Here is a 22,736-nt window from a genome sequence, read left to right on the forward strand (position 1 = left end):
CATGTCCGGCTCTTAGATGTGCGGGAGGAACTTCTCGTAGCGGACGAGAGCGTCCATGGACTTCACCCCGGCCGCATGAAGGAGCGTGTGCATCGGCGTGCCGCGGGTGAGCTGCTCTACAATCCACGTCACCCGCATGCGCTGTGTCGTAGGCCGCACAGAGAGGCCGCTGGAGCGTTCGACGAAAACGGTGACGATGTTCGCGTGCCAGCGGGTGCCGGGTCGGAACAGCGTCGCTGACTGGTCAGTGGTGTGCTGTGCAATCTCGTTGAGCGCAGGTGCCCAGTTCGGGGTGACGGGAACCGTGCGGGGCTGAGCGCCACCGACATGAACATGCTCGCCGCCCGGGCCGACGTCGAATGCGCGGATTCTGCACAGATCGCGTGTCGGGAGTCCCGCGCCGAGGCCCAGGCATAGGAGAGCTCGGGCGGAGGACTGTCGCGCGACGGAATTTTGGAACTCGGCCCACCCGCACAGGTCTTCCACCTCTGCTGGCGTATACGGGGCGCTGGGCTGCGCAGCAGATAGGGGAGTGAGCGGCGGCAGGGCGTCCACAGTTCCGAGGGTTTCGCCGGTGCGCAGCAGGATCGCGCGTTGGCGGCCCCTCGTGGACGGTGAGGAGGTCGGCATGAGATCCACTGCATAGGCGATCACGTCGCGGCGGAACAGTGATTCTTTCGCCATCGGGAAGCCGGCGACGTTCACGCACCAATCCACGTGGTGCGCCACCGCGTTCGTCACGGCGGCGAGCGAGTAGGGCAGGATGCCGGCGACATCGCGGACAATGTCCTTGACGACCTGCTGTACCCGCAGCCAGTCTTCTGTCGGCAGGTTGGGGGTGTACTCGTCGACGTCCACGGCACCACTCCTCCCTCAGTCCAGGATCCTGTGCCGAAAGTACAGGATGCTGTGCTGTAGTTCTAGGGCGGATGCCGTGTTCTTGAGACGTGCCTCTTCCTGAACCCGATCTCACGCGCTTGCGTGCTGTGCTCAATGAGCGGCGTCACGCGGCAGGGTTCACGTTCGAGCAACTTGCTGAGGCGTCAGGCATCAGCCGGCAGACGTTGCTGAATATCTCCTCCGGAAAGTACAACGGCGACCTGCGCACCTGGCTCAAACTCAGCCGCACGTTCGGGGTAAGCATCGACGAGCTGCTCGGCGACGTGTGGCGCTAGCCTGGGGCGCCCCGCACCGAGCCTCTGGGCGCCCCGGGCAGGTGGAGGGTTCCCCGGGGCGCCGGTCTGGTGATTAGGAGCGGGAGCGGCGACGCATCAGGAAGATGCCGAGGCCCGCGAGCAGTGCCGCAGCCGCGCCAGCGACGACGAGAGTTGTGACGTCACCACCGGTCGCAATGAGCTTCTGCCCCTTGAGGTTCAGGGTCTCATCCGGGTCGCCGCAGACTCCGCGGTTCACCTCCCGGTCGAGCTCGTCATAGGTGACGGCGACGAAGTAGAGCGTCGAGTCCACGTCCGGGTCGAAAACGTGAGTCTCGCTCTTGACCTCGAGGGGGTGGTCCTCGTCATAGAAACCGCCGACGAGAGGGACGTCGGCGCTGGTCCACGCGAGGTTGTCTTCCGTGCACGCGGTGGTGCCTGCGGGGACGAGGTAGGCCTCGAAATTCATTCGGCCATTCTCGGGGACGTAGCCGGTGAGGGCCGCGGTGTCCCAGACGTTGACTCCGTGCTCGATACCGGTGGTTGCTCCGGTCTCGCTCATCGCAACCGTCTTCACGTCGAGGGCGAACGACGTCTCCTCGGCGATCCCGCACTCACCGGCGTGGATCAGTTCCCGCTCTCCGACGGGGTTCCCGTCCTCGTCGGTGCCGGGAATCGACCACAGCTTCTCCGACCACAGGTACTTCCCGTTCTCCGTGAGCTCGTGGGTGAACGAGGGGTACTGACCGTTCTCCGTCACGGTCGTGCCAAGGCTGTCCGTGTCGCTGGCCACGAGGTTTTCCGGGGAGCAGACCCAGGACAGGTCGCCGGGTCCGAACGTGACGGGGTTGCCCTCGTTGTCGAGGATCGGGTCACCGTTGGCGTCCGTCGTCGGGTAGTCGATGACCCAGGCGCCGTCCTCCTCCTGCACCATCGGTACCCGGTACAGGTCGAAGGTCAGCTGGGCGCCGTTGGCAGGCAGGTGGCCGTCGATGATGGCGGTGTCGAAGATGCCTTCACCGATGCTGCCGCCGGCCGACGCCTGGGTGGCCACCGTGGGCTGGAGGATGGTGGAGATCTCCGAGGGGACACCGTAGTTGTCCACAACGTCCACGATGTAGCCTGCGGTGTCGTCCTGGTCGACGCGGAGGATGCTGAACACCCAGACGATGCTTCCTTCGCCGGACGCCGGGACGCGAATGGCACCGTCTTCCAGGGTGGTCGGCGTCGAGATGTTCGCGTTGTCGGTGACCGTCTCGGTGTGCGTACCAAGGTGCACGGCCTCGTCGGGGATCTCGGTACCCGGGACCTCGTTGATGTCGGCTGCCGCACGGGGATCGTAGTACGCATCCCAACGGGTGACAACCGGGATGTTCTGCCCGTTCTGCTGCAGCCACAGGCCGTCAGTGGTGACCGCGGCGGTATCGGCGGCCGGGCCCGAGAGCAGGACCTCCTTGTCGACGACGTGTGTGCTCACCGTGAACTGCATTGGGGTGATGCTGGTCTCCACCGTCTGACCAAAGTTGTCGGTGAACGAGTAGTCCTCCGGCAGGTACATGCGCGTGATGGCGGACTGGTTGTCGTAGTCGATGCTCCACACCCAGGTGTAGTAGCCCGCGGCGTCCACCGGCTCCTCGCTCGTGGCCTCGTACGTCACCGTCGGGCCATCTGTGGTGGACGTGGAGACAGCCGCGTGCCCGGCGACGCGCGCGTCGGAAGGAACCGTGTCGGATTCGGCCGGCTGATCCGCGAACGGACCGTAGAGCGTGCCTTCCGCGTTCACGACGCGGTAGCTGCCGTCCGCGGTCTGCGGCCACGGGTTGTTCAGCCCCTGGCTGTCCGCGCGGGTGCGGAACGTCAGGGTGTCGGTGGCGTGCTCGCCCGGCTGCACGTATGCGGTCGCCGTCGTCGACAGGGCGGGGCGGAACAGGACGGACCGGGTGGTGGGGTCGGTGCCTGCGACACTGAACTGGGTGGAGGAGCGGGGGCCGGGGCCCGCCGTCATCTGCTGGTTTCCGGTGTTCCAGACGTGCACCGCGCCCTCCCAGCCGGTACCTGCCACGGTGAACGTGCCGGTGCCGGAAATCTTGTACGGGGCGCCGTCCTCGGTCGGCGGCACACCGGTCACCGGGTACGGGGTGTTCGCATGCATGCCGGAGAGGCTCGCCGATCCGGTCGTGGTGAAGACACCGTTGGTGAGGGTCACGGTGCCCGTGGAGCCGGCGGTGCCAGCCATGGTGATGGTGCCCAGGTAGTTGTTGAAGTTGTCTACCTGAAACGTGAGTGAGCCGGAACCGCCCTCGACAGGGCCGGCCGTCACTGTGGACGCGGCGTCGATGAGAGCCTGGGCGCGGTCAGCGACGGCCGCAGCTTCGGAGCCGCCGACGGTGCTGTACAGAACCCAGTTCACGTAACCGTGAAGATCCCACGAGCCGTTCCAGCTGTGCGAGGTGAACATCGCACCGGGGTTGGCGATGTACTTCACCGCGAAGTTGACCGCCGCCGCCTCCCGGCTGCTCGACGTCTGTCCGAACGTGGTCACCAGGTAGTTGATGCGAGCCAGGTCGTTGCTGCTGAGTGTCCTACTGCCAAAGGGGCTGGTGGAGGTGACGCTGCTCTGGTTCCCGGCGCTGCTGGTGCTTCCGGAAGGGTTGGAGACCCCGGGTTCGATGCAGTACACGATGCTGCCGTCCGGCGCGACGAATCCGCCCTGCCAGCCGATGCGGTCATCCCACGTGCCGTAGCCGGCTCCCTGTGCTGCGGCCTGGGCAGGCTGCCTAGTGGCGACGAGCGCGGTCACCGCCAGCGCGAGTACGAGGAAGGTGATGACTGTCGCCTTCAGCGCGTGGCGCAGGCGTGGTGCATGTGTGATCTCCAAGACGCATCCTTCTGAGCGGCGGACTGCGTGCAGAATCTTTGCATCGCGAGGCGTGCTCAGCCAGTACCCTGCGGCACATAACAATCACGCCGGCCCGTGTCCACGAGAACAGCGTGAACGGGACCGGAATCGCGCACCGCTGTAACGCCCCTGCTGTGGCGTCGACGCTGGCCTAGACGGACGGCCTGATCACTCCTGGATGCTCGTTTCTGCCAAGTCTGGCAAGCTCCTGCCAAGGCGACCTTGGCTGGAGCTTGCCTTACTCCGGACTGGGATCGGGGGGCCCTGGCAAGGTTGCCAAGTAGTAGATAGTTCATATGAGAGATCAAAAGTAAGTAGTAAAGATAGAGGCAACTTCTCTCTTCACATCCCTACAGGGATACCTTCCGCACTTGGTCACCTTGGCTGGAGGTCTCTTTTATAGCGTCTCAACTGGGATAAGGAGAGTTTGACAGCCTTGGCAGCGCCGTGGCACAAGCCAAGTCGCAGAACCACCACCACTGAGCCGACACGACACCGCACGGCGCGGTGCGACGCCTGCCTATCGGTGTTCGCGTCCCACGGGCCTCCGCGGGCTCTGTACTGCACCGGGCAGCGCGGAGTGCGACAGTGCCCCCCGGTACCGCGGAACACGGGAGGTTCGTGCGCTGCGAGCGTGGTCCCGTACGTCGCCTTCCCCGGGTGGCGGTGACCAGCGTGTGTCATCGGGCGGGTGGCGAGAAGGGCGCAGAGGCCTGTCAGCAGGCCCCCGCACGGTGCGTGAACCCAGCCAACGGCGACGCAGGGGCGGCGCACTCCCGGGGCGTCAGGTTCGTCTCCCCGGCCCCTGTGCGTACTCACCGCAAGGGAGAGCGCACGTCACGGTGATGGCACCGCGCACCACTTAACGACGGCGCGGCGCACACCGCACTGCCCTGCACTCGAGCGTGTGGCCGGGCCCATGTCCTCGACACTGGGCATGCCGGGTTCCGCTGCAACAAGGAGGGTTTTCATCATGCCGAGAAAGTCACGCCGCGGCAGCGTCGCGCCCATCGTCGGGTGCGCGGTGGTCGTCGCGGCCGGGCTGAGCCTCCTCGCATGCACCTGGGTGGCACCCACGGACACCGAACGCGTGCTGGGCTCGGTGAAGGTCGCCGTTCAAACAGCCACCCAGAACGCCATCGCCCCGGACCAACCTCCTCAGATCACGCTCGGCGAAGAGGGCGGTGAGCGGGAACTGGACGCCTGCACGGGCGAGTTCATCGAGATGATCGCCTACCGGGACGGCTCCGTGCCCCCGCTGTACGCTGCCCACAACAACTGCGGTGGGGACATCATCCTGGGATGGAAGCAGGGAACCATGGTCCAGATCGCGGGGGCGGACACCGTGTATCAAGTTGTTGATGAACGAGACACTCCGAAAGGCGCACCCGTCGAAGCATTGACTGGCATTGGCGGGGAGCTTGTGGTGCAGACGTGCTTCTACGGGGAGGATCGCATGAGGTTTCTTGCGCTTGCCCCAGCTGCGGCCTGACAGCACGCCAGTTTCACCATCAGACCATCTGGACAGGAAAGCACTACATGACTGACACATCGGATTTCTTCGAGGAACTGATCGACGACGCCCCTCGGGATCCACAGTCTTCTGGGTTCACGGCCTCGTTCCGCGGCTACGACAAGGCCGAGGTCGACTCGGCTCTGAGCGCGCTGCGCAATCAGCTGCAGCAGGCGAAGGCGGACCTCGCCGCCACCGAGGCGCGCCACGAAGACGCCGTCGAGGCGCTCCGCGAAGAAGAGCGCATCGCCCGCGAAGAACTCGAGGCCGAGCTTCTCGCCACCAAGGCGAAGGCCGCGGAGACCGAGCAGCAGGTCGCCACCCTGACCAACGAACTCGTCGACACTCCGCGGGCGGACGGCCAGGAGGCGCCGTCGCGCGAGCAGTTCGAGGCCATCCTCCGCGTCGCCGAAGAGCAGGCGAACGTGCTCATCCAGAACGCCGCGGTGCAGGCGGACCGACTGATGGCCGCAGCTCGCGAAGAGGTCACCACGCAGCGTGCCGAGGCGGATGCCGATGTCACCCGCATCATCGCGCACGCTCAGCACGATGCCGACCAGGTGCGCCTGAAGATCGACACCGAGTACACCGCGCACCAGGCGACTCTCGAGCGCGAGGCCGCGCACGCCGCCGAGCGGGTGCACCAGGCGACGCAGGAAGCCACGGCGATCCGCACCGAGGCCGAGAAGGGCGCTGCGGCGCTTCGCTCGCTCGTCACTCGCGAGACGACCCAGCTGCGTGCCGAGGCGGAGCGCGAGGTGCGCGAGATGAACGCGCGTGTGCTCGAGTTCGAGGAGACGCTCACCCGACGCCAGGACGATGCCCAGCAGGAGTTCCTCGTGCTGCACAACCAGGCCGTCGCCCACGCCGAGCGCATCACGAACGATGCCAACGAGCAGGTCGCCGCGTCGCTCGATCATGCACAGCGCATCTCTGCGAAGGCCGACGACTATGAGCGGCTGATGCGCTCGCAGGCGCAGACCATCGAAGCGGATGCCCAGGTGCGCGCCCGCGACACGCTCGACCGTGCGCGTGTGAAGTCTCAGAAGATCGTCGACTCTGTGACGAGTCACACCTCCGCAGTGCTGCGGGATGCCGAAGACCAGGCGCGCCAGCTGCGCTGGCAGCAGCAGCAGCTCGCCAGCTTCATGGCCGAGGTGCGCGAGCTGATCCGCCCGGACGGCATCTTCAGCGACCAGCAGACGGACGACCTCAGGCCCGCGGAGCTCCTCGGCGACGAGCCTCGGGATGACGAGGGTGATGCGTCTCGTTCTGAGAAGGAGATTGTCGAGATCGTCGACGACCCGATCACCACACTCTGACCCGATCTGCCATCACAGCAGGGGATGCGAGTCGTTGGGCGGGGGATGAGCACATTGGCTTCGAGTGGCAAGCGCAGCGCAGTGCCCACCTCTCGCACTCTCAGCGAGTAGTGCGGGAAGAGGGGGGGGCGACGCGGGCGCACTTCGTGGTGGCCGGTGCGGACGCGGACGGCTCGCACGCCTAGGAGCGTACCCACGGGCGTCCGACGTAGCATGGGGTCATGGTCGGTGTCCCGCGTCTGAGTCCTGCCGAGCTTGTGTCGGGATGGCCGGACGTCGCGACAGATGATCCGGCTGGAGAGGTCGCGCGCTGCGTCGCTCTTGAGTTGCGGTCTGCCATTGCCGTCCATGGGCTGCGCGCCTTCGCCGATCAGGTGGACCTCAACCACTCGACGTTGCTCGGCGTGCTCGCGGGGCGCACGTGGCCGAGCGTGCAGTTGATCGCGCGCATGGAGGCGGTTCTGGCCCGTCCCGTCTGGCCGCCGCGCTGATTCGTCGTCCGTGCCCGTAATTATGGTCGTTCTGTGGAGAGGGTATCCGCAGTTCTCTGTCCGAGATGGGGGTTCGAGCGGGTGGGGCCTTTGCTCAGAGGGGCAGCATCGCTCGTAGTACTGGTGTGTAGTTCGGGGGGAGCGCCCGGACCTCACCTCGCACGTGCTCCAGCTGGCCGGTCTGTGTGTCCCAGCGCACGGCTCCTCCGCCTGCGCTGAGAACGCGAGCGAGCGTGAGGGTCACCAGGTCGAACGCCTCTCCACGGCGTGTGCGGGCGAGGGTGTGATGCCACTCGATGGCAGCGACGCGAACGACGATGGTGTGACGGGGGCGGGGCAGCACTGCAGCCCACGCCAGGGTGGCGTCAAGGGGCGTTTGTTGGCATGCGCCGCACCGCCATGACTCCCGGTGCAGTGCCGCCCACTGCACCGGTTCAGACCGGTGCGGGAAAACAGTGCGAAAGCCGGCGCGCTCTGATCCGTCGAGGGGAATCTGGGTTCGCGCCGGGGGGAACGCTTTCGTGGGGCTCATTTGCAGCCGATGGTCCCGCAAGTGCCTGTGGGGCGGATGAGGAGGAAGCATCGCGGGCATACGACGGGGGGAACGGTGGCAGTGAGGGCGAGGTCCGTGGGGGGTATCGGAACGACGCGGACGGAGGCGAGGGGGGTCATGCAGCGTCCAATCTGACGGGGGCAACGTCGATGTACGGAGAAGGCGCTGCCACGGGGGAGCCGTGGCAGCGCCTGTGAAGCGGTGAGCGCGGGGGGTGTCACCGCTTCCAGGGAAGATTGACAAGAAGCCAACCCACCGGGGAGACGCCAGCTGGGGACTGGCGTCAGACTCAACTCTGCGGGTGATTGCGGCTGTCCGGCGCCCGAAGTGAGTGTTTTACGCGGGCCGTGTGCGTTGGCTAGGTGACCAGGGGCCGAGGTGAAGGGTCAATACTTTCCCTCTTGCGAGCACGGAGGGCGTCGTTCAGTGTGCGGCGGCGCGTCCTTGACGTCGCCCCGGTCGCTGGGAGCCACGTTCGGCCAGGCGTGGTTGTGGATACGCAAGGGGCGAGTTTTCTGCACTGCACTTGCTCGCATTCATACGCACCGATGGTCTTTTGCTCTGTGCGCCCACCGCCGAGTAGCCACGCTGAAAGTTCGCGCGGGCGTGGTGTGTTGGCTCTGGCCGTGCGCGTAGATCAGCGGTACCGTTCCGGAAAGGATCCCTGTGCGGAAGAGGTCGACCATGGTGGTGGGCAGAGAACGCGACCTTGCAATCGCGATGAGCGTCATCCAGGACGGGGGGAGCCTGGATGTTGTTGGTAGCCGCGGTAGCGGGCGCACCACGTTCCTGGAAGCGGTGTGTCTGCGACTCCAAAACGCCGGCTGGGTGATCGTGCGACTACGCGGAGTCGCGTCGTTGCGCCAGCACCCCCTGGCCGCGATGCAACTGGCAGGAATGGTGCGCGTGAATGACTCGCGCCCGTTGACGATTCAGAGCACCGCTGAAGCGCTGGAAGCGCAGATACGTGACAAGAAGGCTGTGATCGTCATCGATGACTGGGACGACCTCGACGAAGCGTCCTGGGGGATCGTGGAGGGAACCCGGCGTTCGCTGGGAGCCCCTGTGGTCATCTCTCGACTGCAGGGTCGGCAGGCTCGCCACACACCCTCTGGGCTTGATGCCTCCACGTTGGAACCCGCGTTCGTCATCGACATCACACCGTTGCGTTTCGACGAGCTTGAATCCGCCGTGGAGACGGTATTCGAAGCGCCTGTGGAGATCAGCACCATGCGCCGGATCTACTCCAAGTCCGGAGGGATCGTGGGGCTTGCAACCAGTGTCGTCGCTGCGGCCATCCGAGAAGGACGCATCCGCAAGACCGACGGAGCGTGGACAGCGACGCGGGATCTCTGGAGCGCGGGGCTTCGGGGGGTGGTCGAAGCGCATATCGAGAACCTCGACGAGGATGCACTGGACGCCCTGGAGGTGATCGCACTTGTCGGGGACGCCGATATCGACACGGTTCGGAAGCTTGTTGCGTGGCCGACGCTGGAGCTTCTGGAACAGCGAGCGATGATCCGAATGGTCGCCTCCGGTAACCGGCACCTCGTTACGGTCGTCCCGCCACTCCTAGTGGAGTTCTTCCGCAATGAGCCTCTTGCCGCGCGCCGGATGCGATTGCAGGCGCTGATCAGTGAACGGTTGGGCGCGGAGGGGGAGCGTGTATCTGGGCCATCTCTCAGTTCCGGAGTGTTCGCCCCGGACACGGATGCCGCGCTCGTGCGGCTCATCCATGAGCGCACCCGTACTCGACAATTGGTGACTCGCGCGGAGTGGGAGGCCCGTCCGGAACCGCATACCGCGTACGAGTACGTCACCGCGCTGATGAACGCCGGAGCACCGGACTCGGCGATCTCTGCGGTGCTGGACTGGCCAGGCGAATCCGCAGGAGACCCGCTCAGTACGGTACGTCTGGCAATACTCCGCGCGCGCTGGACTGCCAGCGTGGGTGACGTGGACGGCGCCTTGCGAGACTTGGAGACTGCCCGCACGACAGCGGGCCCCCTTGCGGGGATGCTCGCGGCCGCGGCAGTGACAGTCGAATGCGAGCATAAAGGAGTGCCGGAGGATTTCGCCGCCCGGTTGGAAGTGGACGACCTCGCCCCGGAGCCGGTACGGGCAGCGTTGTGGGACGCGCAGATCCTTGTTCTTGCCACCCTCGGCAGATTCGTGGATGCGTCCCGTGTCTTCGCGCAATATGAAGCGGACGAACGGGCTGCCGCGCATATGCCGGGAAGCGTCCGAGCGCTGAACGGGCTGGCGTTGTTGGGAGCGGGACGCCTTGAGGACGCGTTGACCTGGTCGATGCGGGGGGTGGACGAATCGTTCGGGCTGTTGGATGTGGATACCGCCCGCGCGCACGGTGCGGTCGGCGTCGCGTGCATGATCATGTCAGGGGATAACGGACCCGTCGAGGACCTGGTGGCGACTCTCGTCGCTGCGGGTCCGTTCCCTCGTATCTCGGCCGGGTACCACCGGATGCTGCTGACGATGGCAGCGGTCGTGGCCGTTCGACGTGGCAACATCGCGTTGGGGGAACGCTATATGGCCGAGATGGCGTCCCTGCCTGGCGCGAACGGTCTGCTTCCCGGCCAGTCAGTGTCGTGGGCCAACGCGCAACTTCTTGCATCCGACGGCGACACCCGTACTGCCGCCACGGTCCTGTGGGAGGCCGGGGAGGACCTGTGGGCTCGGGGCGGGCGCATGTCCGGGATCCTGAGCATGTTGAATGCGTGCGAAGTGACGCCTGAGGCGCATTGGCTGGAGGCGGTGCGCTCGCGGATCACGAAAATGGACAGTCCTTTGCTGTCCGCGCATTACACCTTCGTGGTCGCTGCCGCCGCGCAAGACGGCCCTGCTCTGGAAGCCGCTGTCGACGGGTTGGTCGCGACGGGGCGGATGGGTATGGCGTTGGCGGCGCTGCGTCGCGCGGCGCAGGCGTACCGGTCGACGGGAGATGACGCACGGGCCAGGGACGTTGATGCTCGCGCTAGCGAGTACCTCGAGTCGCTGCCGCTGCGTAGTGTCGACGTTGACCGGTTCGCCGCAACGACGGTGAGGCTGTCGGATCGCGAGGTGGAGATCGCGCGCCTGGTTGCCGAGGGGATGTCGAACCCCGCCATCGCCTCTCAGCTGGTATTGAGTGTGCGGACCGTGGAGAGCCACATGCATCGCATCATGCGTAAACTCGACCTCCCCAATCGGCAGTCCGTCGGTGACTACATACTCAGCCACCAGGGTATGTGACGTCTGCGCGCTGCTGTAACGGGTGGTCGTCACCGTCGCACGGTACCGGCATCGGCCTGCGGACGTTTCCCGCTGTCAACGGAACTGCATGGTCCTGCTGGTCGTGTGTGGCGCTCGTTGCTTCCTGATCCCGCACCGGCGGCACAGACCCCGCCCTCCCACAGCTCACAGGTGTAAACGTACGGCGTCTCGACGACTGGTCACCCCAAGCTTGCGGTAGATGGAGCGTTGGTGCGAGCGGACCGTGTTAGGGGATACGAACAGCGCGGCTGCGATCTCCTCCGCCGTCAGCGGTGTCCCGAGGTACCCGTACACTTCTCGTTCCCGGGCGGATAGCGGTTCGCCGACGACTCCACCCGACGTGTCTAGCAACCGGGTGAGGAGCTGGGCGATGAAGTCGGTGTGCGGGGTGGGGAGCGCGGCGGCCTCGGTGAGGAGCGAGCGGATCTCTTCGCCCCCCGACAGAAAAGGCGAGAGTATGTCTTCAGGGTCGGCGGCCGCGAGGGCCCGACGCAGTCGCAGGTGAGCGCGAGCGGCATCCCCAGCTGCATGGGCGATGAGCGCAGCGGTGGTTTCTGCCGAAGCGGCGACGTAACTGACACGGCGTTCGGCGGCGGTGAGACCGCTAAGCAGCTCCATGGCGAGGTCGCCCCGGCCCGCTTTCCTGGCGATTTCTGCACCGAACGTGCGCACCAGGGGGACACTGCGTTCCGCCCGGAACTTTTCGACGATGGCTATGGCATCCGTGTACTCGCGCAATCCCGCGTGCAGCGCTGCCTGCCCGAGCGCACGGTAGGTCGCCCACGGCACGCCGTGACGGTTCTCGGTGGATATCCCCGTCAACAGGGTACTCGCGGCCCGGATCTCTGCCGGCTGTTGGCCGGCGCTTGTGATCAACACGAGAAACAGGCGTGCCAGGGCCGGGTAGGACTGTTCCCCTGATGCGCTCGCTGACAGCTCGGTGAGGAGCCGTTCGGTGACAGGACGATCTGCGCGCCAGTATGCCAGGAACGCATGCGCGAATATTCCGATGCCCCCGTCAAAGCGATTCCAGTCGTCAACGGTCTCCGGGCTCAGCGGGGGGCCGGCGAGGAGGGGGTCCCCGGCAGCGAGATGCCCACCGTACGCCAATGCGAACAAGAGATTCGACCGCGCGCGATCTCGGAGGACTGACCGCCGTGTCCGGGTTGCCTCGTCAACGGCTGCACGCAACAATCGGACGGCATCCCGCGGACGCCGGCGCGTCCTCATCATGCCCCATCCTGCGATGAACACCTGATACGGATGCAGGATGCTGGTGCTGTCACCGAGCTCAAGCGCTTGCGCGGCTGCCGTCACCGCGGCGAGGAGCTCTTCTTCCCCGTCGGCGAGGAAGATCTGAGCGAACGGATGCGTGTGTCTCCACTGCGAGCTGTCGTCCTCATGGGCGACAGCTCGTGCGGCGAGCAGGCGCGCATTCTCTCGGTCTCCGAATAGGTTGATGCACGTGGCGCGGATGAGCGTGATGGTGGGGTCCTCGCGAAGGACATCGGGAACGGAGACGCAGACCTCGTGCAGTGTTCGTGCGTCGTGTTCGATGAGGAGCTGCAACCAGCTCGCGCAGATCATCTCGCGAATGAGCGTCGCGTCCTCGGTGAGAGACGCGTGAGCGAGCGCCTGAGCGGTGTCGCGGTGAAGAAGATAGCGGGCAGCTCGGCTGTGCAGGCGCTGAGCACGGGCGGGATTGGTGCGGCGGACGAGGGTGTGGCATGCGCGAGCGAAAGATTCATGCCAGCGGTAAATGGTGGTTCCGACATCGTCAACGAAACGGTCGAGGAAGATGCCGTTGGCCGCACATTCTTCGAGCAGGTGCGCAGCCGCGGGCTCGCCGGTGAGTGCCGCAGCCAGGCCGGGACCAAGCGTGAGGCTGGTCGTCGCATCCAGTACGAACTGGCGCACGGGTGGCCGCAAGCTGGGGAGAACAACCTCACGAACATAGTCCGGGAGACGTTCCGCGTGCTGGGCGCGTGCGGACGTCGTTTCGCCGGGAAGGAGTCGTAGCGCGACGGCGGCGGGCCATCCTCCGGTCGCTGCAACGACCTCGGTTGCCATGTGTGCATCGATGCTGTGATCTGCGTCGCGCAGGTGGGCGGTCGAGACGACTTCCGGCACCGTCATCGCGAGCTCCCGGGCATCTAGAAGGATTCCCGGGTGCGCCAGGAGGAGCTTCGAGAATCCGGTTTCATACCCTGCGGTTCCCGCGCAGATCACTCGGAGGCGGCCGGCGGCGACTCGAGTGAGCGCACTGATGACGTCCCCTGCCGCGTGCGGGGCGTGCTGAATATCGTCGATGACCATCGTCACCGGCGACCGCGTGGACGTCAGAAGATCGGCGGCGTTGGTCAACAAAACCGCGACGTCACTCGAGTGCGGAGAGGCCATCCATAGCGCCGACAGGGTGACGACCCGACCCGGTGGTCGCAGTGCGCGCTCCAGCGAAGCGACGATCCCCATCAGCAGCGAGGCCGACTCATCCGGTGGGCCGGGTGTCAGCGTCAACCAGGCGACCGTGGAGGTCGCGTGCGCAGCCCACGAGGCGAGCAGCACCGTCTTGCCGAACCCGGGCGGCGCGACGACGAGGGTCACGTTCGCGATACTCACTGACTCGTCGACCCGGGCGCGCAAGCGCGGACGGTCGATGACGTTTCCGGGCAGGTGAGGTGCTGAGGTCAAGTACCACGGTGTCGGGATCCAACCGCTCGCTGCGCTCGGGGTCAACGCGGGCGCGCTATCAGCCTTGAGGTCAGCGATGACGCCGGTGTGCTGGCCCCCGTCCCCGAGTGCTGTCATCGGTTCCCCGTTCCGCCCTACGACTCCTCTCGACATCGTCGCACGCCCCGCCTCGGAGCGTGTGCGGGCAAGCCAGAAATGGCCGCGGGTGCCTGGGAAGTCATCCACGATTGATGAACGCGACGAGGTGGTCTGTGTGATGTGCGGCCGACGGCCGTACGGTGAAGTGATCCCGGGTCACAGACCGGGGTCACGACGAGATCTCTCCCCGGTCTTGTCGTGAGCGGGCCGACCCGGCCCGTCTCCCGGCCCGGGTGCGACTTCGGGTGGCGCACCCGGGCCCATCCCGGATCCACGGCTCCTTACAAACTGCACACATCGGAACACCATGGCCCTCTCCGCCCAGCGAGGGTCGCGAGGCATGAAGCGGTGAGTTCCGTGAGGGAGGTCATCCTCCCCGCGGGCCGGGCATCTTCTTCCCGATATCCGGTCGGCGTGGTCGATGCGGGCCCATGACTCGGGGTACACGGTGTCACGAGTCACGTCCTGACCCACCCGGGACTTGTTCGTCGGGTGTGCATGGCGTCAGAGCGCGGAGATACCCGTGCCGATGATGTGCGCTCCGACGATCAGGAACAGAGTGGTCATGATCACGGAACTGTTCGCCGTCAACCATTCTCGGATGCGAGTGAGTACGCGCCGGGAGGTGGCGGGCGCGACGACGACCAGCACGACCGGGACGAGAACACTGAGAGATGCCAGCAGCGCGAACACCCCCACTGCCGCCCACAGCTCGGGTGACGTGGTGCCGAGTGTGCCGAGGACAGATCCTGCAGATGCAGCAACGAGCAGATTCTTCGGGTTCACGGCGGACAGCGCGAATGCGAGTGCCCCGGACATCGACGCGGAGAGGGTGTCCAGCTTCGACATCCATGCCGGCAACATCGGCGTTTTCCCGGGGGCGGGGCGGGTTCGCCAATGACGCCATCCCAGCCACAGCAGTCCCGACCCGAGAACGATCTGCACGATGCTGACGATGGTGTGGGCAGCGCTGGAGTCCGTGGCGGGTATCACGTCGGCGAGCAACGCAAACAGTCCCGTCGCCACCACGACCCCGAAGAACCAGCCGATGAGGAACACCACCCCGCGCAGCCGCGACTGCGGGGCCATGAGGATGAGGATCACCGCAACGACGGGCAGGGGGCTGATGGCGATGGCGACCGCGTTCGGGAGCACCATCCCGAGAACGTCAGGCATCAGCCTCCTCTGTGTCGAAAACGTGAGGGGGTACGGATTCTGGTGGACGGGGGAGGAATGTGATGCCGAGAGCGATGACTGCCACCCCGAGGAAGGTCCAGATGATCACGGCCGGGGACAGAGGTCGTGCGAGGACAATGATCCCCGCCCCGGCGACGGCGACGAGAGTGACGATGACGGAGGTGTGCGCGCTCACCCATGCTCCTACGCGCCCCATGTGCAGGCCGCGGGCTTCCAGTCGTCCGCATGTCCGGACCCCCGCGGCAGTGACCGCTGCCCTTAACCTTTTCGGGAAAGACGCCGGCCCGCTGAGCCACGCGACGAGGAACACCATGACGGCAAGAGAGGCGAGCGCAGTGATCATTGAGGAGAGGTTCGAGGAGGCCGCGTCGAACAGACTCTGCGCAGCCTCAGGGGTCATCGGCGTCTTCGCGCCGCTCACCGAAATGGCGAGGACGGTGCGCGCAAGGGCGAGTGCGACAGACAGGACCACCAGGGTCGCGGCGGTCATCGCCGCCGTGACGGCCACAGCCTGTCGGCGGCGCCTGGCGCACAACACGCCCGCCGTGAGGAGGAGCAGCGACACCCACGGCAGCCATGTCCCGACGATGTCAACGAGGAGGTACGCAGTGCGCACCTCCTCGAGGGAAGCGTTCTCCAGCAGAGGGACGGCCCGGTCGACGATGGGGATCGCGTCGGCGAGCCCGATGCCCGCATCCAGCAGCCGGGCGCGCACCTGCTCGACCACAGGGCCCAGTTGCACGCTGAGCGTGCCATCGTTGATGGTGAGGACGGCGTCATCCTCACCGCGCAAGGCGACAAGGAGCTGCGTGTGCGTGACCTCCAGCGTGTTCTCCCACGTGGAGGCGAATGCGTCCGAGCGGACGATGCCGTTCACGGTGGCGTCGATGAGTGACTGGGTGCCTTGCGCGGCTGGTCCTTCCAGCAGAGTCAGGGCGGAGTCCGCGCGCGGGGGGAGGTCGAGGGCGCGGATCCCGTCCATGAGATCTTTCGTGAGCGCGGGCACGTCCACTGCGTCGTTGACGGCAGCCAATGACGCATCGACGAGCACGTCTTGAACGGCGGGATCGTCGGCGAGAGGCGCGAACGTCCCCACGAATTGATCGGTGGTCAGTAGCTGCGTCTTCGCGTACACGGCAACAAGACCTGCGACGCCGGTGACGAGGCCAACGACCACCAGGACAGCGGAGGCGATGCTCCAGCCGATGCCGCGGCGGCGCGGGCTGACCGGCGGTGTCAGCGCGGTACGCAGTTGCTCGTTCTCGGTCTCCAACGTGGAGACGCGGGCGCGCAGGACGCTGATGGATTCGTCGGTGAGAGTGTCGGCGTAGTCACTCATGGAGCAGCGGATTCTTGGCGAAGGTGAAGTCGTCCGCTGTGAGCAGTCTTTGCGGGTGCATCGATCCGAGTTGCTGCAGCCGGTGGGCGACAGCGCTGCTGATGGCTGTGTGCGCAGCCGCGGCGAGTAACCCGGAGGGTCCGACGCGTCTCAGGATTGTCATGTCAGTTCTCCTCGAGGGCGGCTGGCGTGGCGAGACCCGCACGGATGAACGCGCGAACGGTGGGCGCGAGAATGAGCGTGATGTGGCCGCCACTGGCGACGACTGCGGCGGACAGGGCGCTCGCCCATCGCATCTCCAATGCCGCAGCGGAGGTGCGTCGGGGGCTTCCCGGCGACGACAACGACAAGGGCGTGGGGGCGGAGGGCATCACGTGTCCTTTTCGGTGGAGCGGGCGTCCATTGTGCGGCTCCGGGCGGGTGATACGCATCGTCCATCGATGATGATTTCCCGCCGCCATATCCGTAGGATGTGTGCCGACGACGGCGGAACACGATCCAATTGCAGAAACCCCTTCCCGCTTCTCTCCTGGAGGCACTATGCGTGCATTGACCGTAGGGTCCGACGTTCACAACCCGACCATCCCTGCAGTCCTGGACGCGCGGCGCTTCAACCGCCACACTTTTTGGTGCGGCCAGAGCGGCAGCGGTAAGACATACGCGCTGGGGGTGGTCTTGGAACAGTTGCTATTGCGCACCGAGTTGCCGTTGCTGATCCTCGATCCGAATGCGGATTTTGTGCGCATCGATGAGGTGAGAGAATCCGTCAGCTCTCACCTCAGCGAACGGCTCGGGAAGGTGGATGTGCGGGTGTTCCGTTCGGGTGCCAGCGCGACATCCGACGACCGCCTGCATGCGCGGTGGGTAGATCTGTCGACGGCGGCCAAAGCCGCCGTGCTGCAGATGGATCCGATAGGCGACGCGGAAGAATTCAACGTTCTCCTGCACGTCGACACGGTTGCAGACGGGGCGACGTTCGATGCGGGGGCGATGGTGCAGGCGTTGCGGGACAGCGGTGACCCGGCACAGGCGCGGTTGGCAAACCGGATGGAGAACCTGCAGGTACTGGAGTGGGATCTGTGGGCACGAGGTCAGGTGGCGGTCACCGATACCGTGGAGGCGCGGCCGCGGGCGACGGTGCTGGATCTGGGAGGATTCGAACATCCGGAGGAACCGAGGGTCGCGGCGTTGGCGGTGCTGGAGCACCTGTGGGCGCAGCGGGAGTCTCGCAATCCCGTGCTGATCGTCATGGACGAGGCGCACAACATCTGTTCCCCTAATCCGGTCACCGCGGTGGAGCGGGCGTTGACGGATCGGGTCATCCAGATCGCCGCGGAGGGGCGGAAGTTCGGCTTGTGGCTGTTCCTGTCCACGCAACGCCCCACGAAAATTCACCCGAATGTGCTCTCCCAGTGTGACAACCTGGGCGTGATGCGGATGAACTCTCCCCGCGACCTCGCCGAGCTTGCGGACGTTTTCGGGTTCGTGCCCGAGGAGCAGATCCGGTCGTCGCAATCATTCCGCCAGGGGCAGGCGTTGTTTGCCGGGGGGTTCATCACCCAACCGACCGTGGTGCAGATGGGCGACCGGCTGACCCATGAAGCCGGCGGCGACGTCGCTGTGCCGGTGCCCGCGGATGGGCTGTGAGGGTTACAGGGTCACGCGCAGTGCGTCGCGGCGGTTCGTGACGCCGAGCTTGCGGTAAATCGCGCGCTGGTGAGTGCGGACGGTGTTCACAGATACGAACAGGGCGGCGGCGACTTCGCTGGCGGTCATGGAGCTGCGCAAGTACCCGAGGATCTGTAGTTCTCGTGCGGAGAGGACGGTGCCGCGACGGTCGTCGGCTGGTGTCTTCTCCAGCTCGGCTAGGCGTGCGGCAACGAACTCCGGATGTCCTGTGCCTCCTCGGGCGTGGTCGGCGAGGATCTCCCGGACGCGAGGGTCTTTCGTGAGGAATGGGCGGATGATGCCTTCGTGGGTGGCGGCGGTGAGAGCCCTCTCGAGGCGGGCGTGGGCGCGGGCGGTATCCCCGCGTTCGTGGGCGACGAGGGCTGCGGTCGTCTCCGCAGACACCGCAATGTACGACACGCGTCGTTCGGGCTCTGTGAGGCCCGCCAGAAGTTCCATGGCCAATCCCAGTCGGCCGCCGCGGCGGGCGAGATCCGCGCATGACGAACGCACCACCGGGGCGTTGTACTGCGCGGTCAGAGTGTCCACGAGATGCATCGCCCGATCCATGTCGCCGGCTGCCGCGTACAGTTCTGCGCGCGCGATGGCGCGGTACGCCGGCCAGGGCACACCATGAACTTCCGTGCGTCCGATGCCGTTGAGCAGGTGTTTCGCTTCCCGCATACGTTGCTGATCCGCCGACAGGGCGGCGAGGAACGCGAGGTACACCCTGGCAACGGCGGTGTAGGACTCTTCGTGACCGTCGAGGTCGATGAGGATCCTGAAGCGGTTCTCTGCGTCAGCCAGGTTCCCCTGCCAGTAGGCGCGGAAACCGTGAGTGAATGCCCCGATCCCCCCGTCGTAGTGATCCCAGTCGTCGGTGTCACCGGCGGTGGGGGCGGAGGCGTGGGTGGCGCGTTCGGCGGCGGTGAACTGGCCGCTAAATGTCAACGCGAACTGCAGGTTCAGGTCCGCGCGGCGGGCGAGGATGGGGCGGTCGCTGAGGCGTGCTTCCTCTGCGGAAGCGCCCAACAGCCGGATCGCCTCGAGAGGCTGACTGCGCAACCGGAGGCGTGTCCACCCGAGAAGGAACAGCCGGTATGCGTGCACCTCAGGGTCGGGGGTGTCCGCTTCCACCAGTTCCTGGGCCCGGTCGACCGCGGCCTGAAGGTCGTCTTGGGTATCGGTGAGGAACAGCTGCGCAAAGGCGTCGGTGTCCGTGAACATGTCGCCTTCGGCGTGTGGCTGAGCGCGTGCGGCAGCGGCGAGAGCGCGGGCCGCGTCCCGGTCGCCGAGGAGGTTCGCGCAGCACGCCCGGATCAGCAGGATTTCCGCGTCTTCTGCGAGTGTCTTCGGTAGCGCCAGGCAGCTGGTGTGCAACGGGCGGGCGCCGTGATCGACGATGATCCGCAGCCATGACGACCGGATCAGAGCGAGGGTGCGCTGCGGGTCATCGGCGCGGAGGGAGTGACGAAGAGCTTCCACCGGGTATCGGTGGGAGAGCGTGTCCGCAGCGACCGCTTCCAGGGCGCGGCTGCGTTCGCTGTCGGCGCGCAGCACGATCCGTCGGCACGCGTCCGCGAACGCATCATGCCAGCGGTAGACCGCTGTCCCGTCACTGTCCAGGAAACGTTCCAGGAACAAGCCGGAGGCGACACACTGTTCCAGGAGCGACGCGCTGTCCGCCTCGCCGGAGAGCGCGCGGGCGAGAGCGCTGTTCAACCGTGTGCACGTGGTGGTGGTGAGGACGAACTCGCGCGTGCGGGGCGGGAGGGAGGCGAGGACCGTGGACTCGATGTAGTTGACCAGGACCCCCTCCCGCCCAAAGTCGGTGGGACCTTGCCCTCCGCGGCCGTCGAACTGTTGCAGGTGCAACGCAATCGGCCACCCCTGGGTGAGGTGGTGACGGGCGTCCGCGTCGGAGTCGCTGAGCGTCTCACCGCGCTGGCCGGCGTCGGTGACGATCTCATCGGACGTCATGGCCAGGTCGCCGGCGGTGAAGACCGAGTTCGGAGTGGGAATGCGGGGTGCGAACCAGGGCAGGATCTCTGGGGAACCGGCGATGGCGAACGTCAACCGGCCCTGCGTGAGGCGGTGCAGGACGGTGACTACACCGCTTTCCAGGATCGCCCCGGCGTGGTGGGCGTCGTCGATGATGACGGTCAACGGGGAGGGGGAGCCGGCGGCCATGGCGGCGATGCGGCCGATGAGGTCCCGGGCTGTCATGGGTGGTGCGGTCACTCGCAGCGCCCGCACCGAGGGCTGGGGGTCTGGGTCCCCCGCGAGAGCGTCGAGGGCGGAGACCACCCCCATCAGCAGGCGCTCTTCGTTGTCCCGGTCGTGAGCGGTGACCGTCAACCAAGCAGTGCTGGTCCGGTGACGGTGCGTGTAGGACGTCAGTAGGACGGTCTTGCCGTACCCGGACGGAGCAGCAAGAATCGCCACGCCTGTATCGGCGAGGACGTACTCCAGGCGGTCCAAGAGCCGCGGGCGTTCGACGGTGTGAGATGTCACCTCGGGGGCGGAGGTCAGGAACCAGGGCGACCTCACCCACGATGCACCTGGCATCAGATCCATGTGATGATCATAACCACTTCGTGGACGGTCATCAGGTGCGGATGATCTCTTTTCGCGCACCTTCCTCGCCGGGCAGGCAAGGGCGCACAGTGAGATCACGGGATGCTGCTGGTCGAACGAATGAGGTGCGGATGCCGGACAAGCTGCGAGTCGTACTGTCCATGCGTCGGGGTGCCGCACGGTACCTCACCCGATTCGGGACGCGGAAAACGTTTGGGCGGGATGTGCGCGCGGGGATCGTGCTCGGTGTGGAGAGTGTTCCGGATGGTCTGGCCGCGGGTCTGCTTGCGGGATTGAACCCGTTGCACGGGGTGAACGCCTACTTGATGGGCACGCTCGGTGGGGCGTTGGCGACGGGGTCGGTGTTCATGACCGTCCAAGCGACCGGGGCGATGGCGGTTGTCGTGTCCGATGTGGACGCGTCGCTTCCGGGGGGACTCACCGCGGCGGGGCTTTCTACCTTGGGTGTCCTCACGGGGGTGGCGATGCTGGTGCTGGGAATCTTGCGTCTCGGGTCCCTGGTGCGATTCATCCCGACCGCGGTGCTGGTGGGGTTCATCAATGCTGTGGCGGTGAATATCGTGCTTGGGCAGGTCGACAATGCCACAGGCCGGGAAGCGGAAGGGGCGAACAGGGTCCTCCGGGCCGTGGACGCGGTCCTGCACGTGCTGTCGTGGAGTCTTCCGGCGGTGACCGTCGCTGTTGTCACTATCGCCCTCGTTCTCACATTGGAGCGGACCAGGCTGGGGCCGTTGGCGATGGTCGCCGCGGTAGTACTCGGGTCCGGTCTCGCCGCTCTCCTCGTTCTCGTTCCCGGAGTTCACCCCGTCGCCGTGATCGCAGACCTTGTGGACGTCCCTCGGGCGTTACCGGGAGTGAGCGTCCCGGACCTCTCTATGGTCCTCGAGCTGATCTTGCCGGCATGCTCGTTGACCCTCGTCGGGCTTGTGCAAGGTGCGGCGATCAGCGGTTCGATTCCCAACCCTGACGGGAGGTACGCGGACGCGTCGGCGGATTTCCGTGGGCAAGGTGTCGCAAATCTCGCTAGTGGCCTGTTTCAAGGGATGCCCGTCGGCGGGTCGATGTCTGCCACCGCACTGGTGCGTGCGGCGGGCGCCGCCTCGGCGATGGCGAACATCACCGCGGCAGCGGTGATGGCGGCGACGATTCTGCTGCTGGGACCCATGATCGGTTTCGTGGCGATGCCGGCGTTGGCGGGGCTGCTGATCCTCATCGGTGTGCGTACCTTCAAACCCCGGGACGTGCTCCTGGTGTGGCGGACCGGCCCGGTTCAGGCCACGGTGCTCACGGTGACGTTCGTTCTCACTCTGCTTATCCCGTTGCAGTACGCCGCACTCACCGGGGTCGGAGTGGCGGTGCTACTGCACGTGATCCGTCAGTCGAACCGAGTCGTCGTGCGCCGGTGGGTGTTCGACGACTCGTCCGTGCTACCCCGAGAGGTGGATCCTCCGAGGGTGCTACCCGCGGGAGAGACAGTGATCCTGATGCCGTACGGGAGCCTGTTCTTCGCCGCAGCGCCAGTGCTGGAGGCGCAACTCCCCGCGGTTCCCGGGGATGCGACCGGGACGGCGGTGATTCTCCGGTTGCGGGGAACGGAGGAGATCGGCAGTACCTTCTTGCGAGTGGTGGAGGGGTACGCAGCGCGGTTGCAGACGGCAGGTGCGGTCCTGTACATCTCCGGTGTCAGCGACAGTGTCGTGTCTCAGCTGCGGGCGACGGGTGCGTTGAGTCGGGTCGGAGAGGGGCACGTGTTCCCTGCCCGTGACCGGGTGGGTGAGGCGCTATCGGAAGCGAGATTGGCGGTCGACCGATGGCGGGCGGGGCAGGGGTGACCCTCGTCCGTCGCGGATGATTCTCGCGTGCAACGGTGCCCCCTGCGCGCGTGTCCGGGCAGTCTGGTGGC

The 22,736-nt window shown here is 66.2% G+C and carries 16 protein-coding genes; 7 read left to right on the top strand and 9 right to left on the bottom strand.

What is annotated here, in order from left to right; all coding sequences use genetic code 11:
- Positions 1-12: 12 nt before the first annotated feature.
- Positions 13-858, bottom strand: a complete 846-nt coding sequence (locus ASF87_RS10155) for a hypothetical protein (RefSeq protein WP_056375736.1) — start codon at positions 856-858, stop codon at positions 13-15.
- A gap of 89 nt (positions 859-947) precedes the next feature.
- Between ASF87_RS10155 and ASF87_RS10160 the strand changes: the two genes are divergently transcribed.
- Positions 948-1,175, top strand: a complete 228-nt coding sequence (locus ASF87_RS10160; protein ID WP_235558920.1) for a helix-turn-helix transcriptional regulator — start codon at positions 948-950, stop codon at positions 1,173-1,175.
- A 73-nt stretch (positions 1,176-1,248) separates the two neighbouring features.
- Here ASF87_RS10160 and ASF87_RS10165 read toward each other — a convergent pair whose 3' ends face one another.
- Complete coding sequence (locus ASF87_RS10165) at positions 1,249-4,032, bottom strand: hypothetical protein (RefSeq protein WP_056375737.1); 2,784 nt, start codon at positions 4,030-4,032, stop codon at positions 1,249-1,251.
- A 958-nt stretch (positions 4,033-4,990) separates the two neighbouring features.
- On the opposite strand from ASF87_RS10165, the gene ASF87_RS10170 reads away from it, so the two are divergent.
- The 3 genes from ASF87_RS10170 (at position 4,991) to ASF87_RS10180 (ending at position 7,379) form a co-directional block, all read left to right on the top strand.
- Positions 4,991-5,545 carry a hypothetical protein gene (locus ASF87_RS10170; protein ID WP_157550042.1) on the top strand — a complete coding sequence of 185 codons (555 nt, stop codon included), beginning with the start codon at positions 4,991-4,993 and terminating at the stop codon, positions 5,543-5,545.
- Between the two features lie 47 nt (positions 5,546-5,592).
- Positions 5,593-6,888: a hypothetical protein gene (locus tag ASF87_RS10175; RefSeq protein WP_056375739.1), complete on the top strand. Its 1,296-nt coding sequence runs from the start codon at positions 5,593-5,595 to the stop codon at positions 6,886-6,888.
- Between the two features lie 221 nt (positions 6,889-7,109).
- The gene (locus ASF87_RS10180) at positions 7,110-7,379 is read left to right on the top strand and encodes a hypothetical protein (RefSeq protein ID WP_056375740.1); all 270 of its coding nucleotides are present in this window, start codon (positions 7,110-7,112) and stop codon (positions 7,377-7,379) included.
- 94 nt (positions 7,380-7,473) lie between these two features.
- On the opposite strand, the gene ASF87_RS10185 is transcribed toward ASF87_RS10180, so the two are convergent.
- Entirely contained in the window at positions 7,474-7,722 is a 249-nt protein-coding gene (locus tag ASF87_RS10185; protein ID WP_056375741.1) for a hypothetical protein, read from the bottom strand.
- Positions 7,723-8,616: 894 nt separating this feature from the next.
- On the opposite strand from ASF87_RS10185, the gene ASF87_RS10190 reads away from it, so the two are divergent.
- Positions 8,617-11,181: a helix-turn-helix transcriptional regulator gene (locus ASF87_RS10190; RefSeq protein ID WP_157550043.1), complete on the top strand. Its 2,565-nt coding sequence runs from the start codon at positions 8,617-8,619 to the stop codon at positions 11,179-11,181.
- A 165-nt stretch (positions 11,182-11,346) separates the two neighbouring features.
- Here ASF87_RS10190 and ASF87_RS10195 read toward each other — a convergent pair whose 3' ends face one another.
- From ASF87_RS10195 to ASF87_RS17735, 5 genes are all read right to left on the bottom strand, one after another.
- Positions 11,347-13,806, bottom strand: a complete 2,460-nt coding sequence (locus ASF87_RS10195; RefSeq protein ID WP_162238682.1) for a LuxR C-terminal-related transcriptional regulator — start codon at positions 13,804-13,806, stop codon at positions 11,347-11,349.
- Between the two features lie 729 nt (positions 13,807-14,535).
- The gene (locus ASF87_RS10200; protein ID WP_056375744.1) at positions 14,536-15,207 is read right to left on the bottom strand and encodes a GAP family protein; all 672 of its coding nucleotides are present in this window, start codon (positions 15,205-15,207) and stop codon (positions 14,536-14,538) included.
- The gene (locus tag ASF87_RS10205; protein ID WP_056375745.1) at positions 15,200-16,567 is read right to left on the bottom strand and encodes a hypothetical protein; all 1,368 of its coding nucleotides are present in this window, start codon (positions 16,565-16,567) and stop codon (positions 15,200-15,202) included. Before ASF87_RS10205 ends, ASF87_RS10200 begins: the two co-directional genes overlap by 8 nt.
- A complete protein-coding gene (locus tag ASF87_RS17730; protein ID WP_157550045.1) occupies positions 16,560-16,730 on the bottom strand; it encodes a hypothetical protein in 171 nt (56 codons plus the stop codon). The genes ASF87_RS10205 and ASF87_RS17730 overlap by 8 nt, the downstream gene beginning before the upstream one ends.
- A 1-nt stretch (position 16,731) precedes the next feature.
- Positions 16,732-16,938 carry a hypothetical protein gene (locus ASF87_RS17735; protein ID WP_157550046.1) on the bottom strand — a complete coding sequence of 69 codons (207 nt, stop codon included), beginning with the start codon at positions 16,936-16,938 and terminating at the stop codon, positions 16,732-16,734.
- Between the two features lie 169 nt (positions 16,939-17,107).
- Between ASF87_RS17735 and ASF87_RS10210 the strand changes: the two genes are divergently transcribed.
- Positions 17,108-18,214 (top strand): ATP-binding protein, encoded by a 1,107-nt coding sequence (locus ASF87_RS10210; protein ID WP_056375746.1) that lies wholly within the window; start codon positions 17,108-17,110, stop codon positions 18,212-18,214.
- A gap of 3 nt (positions 18,215-18,217) precedes the next feature.
- Here ASF87_RS10210 and ASF87_RS10215 read toward each other — a convergent pair whose 3' ends face one another.
- Positions 18,218-20,812: a LuxR C-terminal-related transcriptional regulator gene (locus ASF87_RS10215; protein WP_056375747.1), complete on the bottom strand. Its 2,595-nt coding sequence runs from the start codon at positions 20,810-20,812 to the stop codon at positions 18,218-18,220.
- A gap of 131 nt (positions 20,813-20,943) precedes the next feature.
- Between ASF87_RS10215 and ASF87_RS10220 the strand changes: the two genes are divergently transcribed.
- Positions 20,944-22,665: a SulP family inorganic anion transporter gene (locus ASF87_RS10220; RefSeq protein WP_235558921.1), complete on the top strand. Its 1,722-nt coding sequence runs from the start codon at positions 20,944-20,946 to the stop codon at positions 22,663-22,665.
- Positions 22,666-22,736: the final 71 nt, after the last annotated feature.

Source organism: Microbacterium sp. Leaf161 (genome assembly GCF_001423645.1).
Taxonomy (GTDB): Bacteria; Actinomycetota; Actinomycetes; order Actinomycetales; family Microbacteriaceae; genus Microbacterium; species Microbacterium forte.

Coding starts and splice junctions, on each gene's coding strand:
- ASF87_RS10170 (WP_157550042.1), top strand. CDS start 4,991: ATGCCGGGTTCCGCTGCAACAAGGAGGGTTTTCATCATGCCGAGAAAG.
- ASF87_RS10175 (WP_056375739.1), top strand. CDS start 5,593: ATGACTGACACATCGGATTTCTTCGAGGAACTGATCGACGACGCCCCT.
- ASF87_RS10180 (WP_056375740.1), top strand. CDS start 7,110: ATGGTCGGTGTCCCGCGTCTGAGTCCTGCCGAGCTTGTGTCGGGATGG.
- ASF87_RS10190 (WP_157550043.1), top strand. CDS start 8,617: ATGGTGGTGGGCAGAGAACGCGACCTTGCAATCGCGATGAGCGTCATC.
- ASF87_RS10200 (WP_056375744.1), bottom strand. CDS start 15,207: ATGCCTGACGTTCTCGGGATGGTGCTCCCGAACGCGGTCGCCATCGCC.
- ASF87_RS10205 (WP_056375745.1), bottom strand. CDS start 16,567: ATGAGTGACTACGCCGACACTCTCACCGACGAATCCATCAGCGTCCTG.
- ASF87_RS17730 (WP_157550045.1), bottom strand. CDS start 16,730: ATGACAATCCTGAGACGCGTCGGACCCTCCGGGTTACTCGCCGCGGCT.
- ASF87_RS17735 (WP_157550046.1), bottom strand. CDS start 16,938: ATGCCCTCCGCCCCCACGCCCTTGTCGTTGTCGTCGCCGGGAAGCCCC.
- ASF87_RS10210 (WP_056375746.1), top strand. CDS start 17,108: ATGCGTGCATTGACCGTAGGGTCCGACGTTCACAACCCGACCATCCCT.
- ASF87_RS10215 (WP_056375747.1), bottom strand. CDS start 20,812: ATGGATCTGATGCCAGGTGCATCGTGGGTGAGGTCGCCCTGGTTCCTG.
- ASF87_RS10220 (WP_235558921.1), top strand. CDS start 20,944: ATGCCGGACAAGCTGCGAGTCGTACTGTCCATGCGTCGGGGTGCCGCA.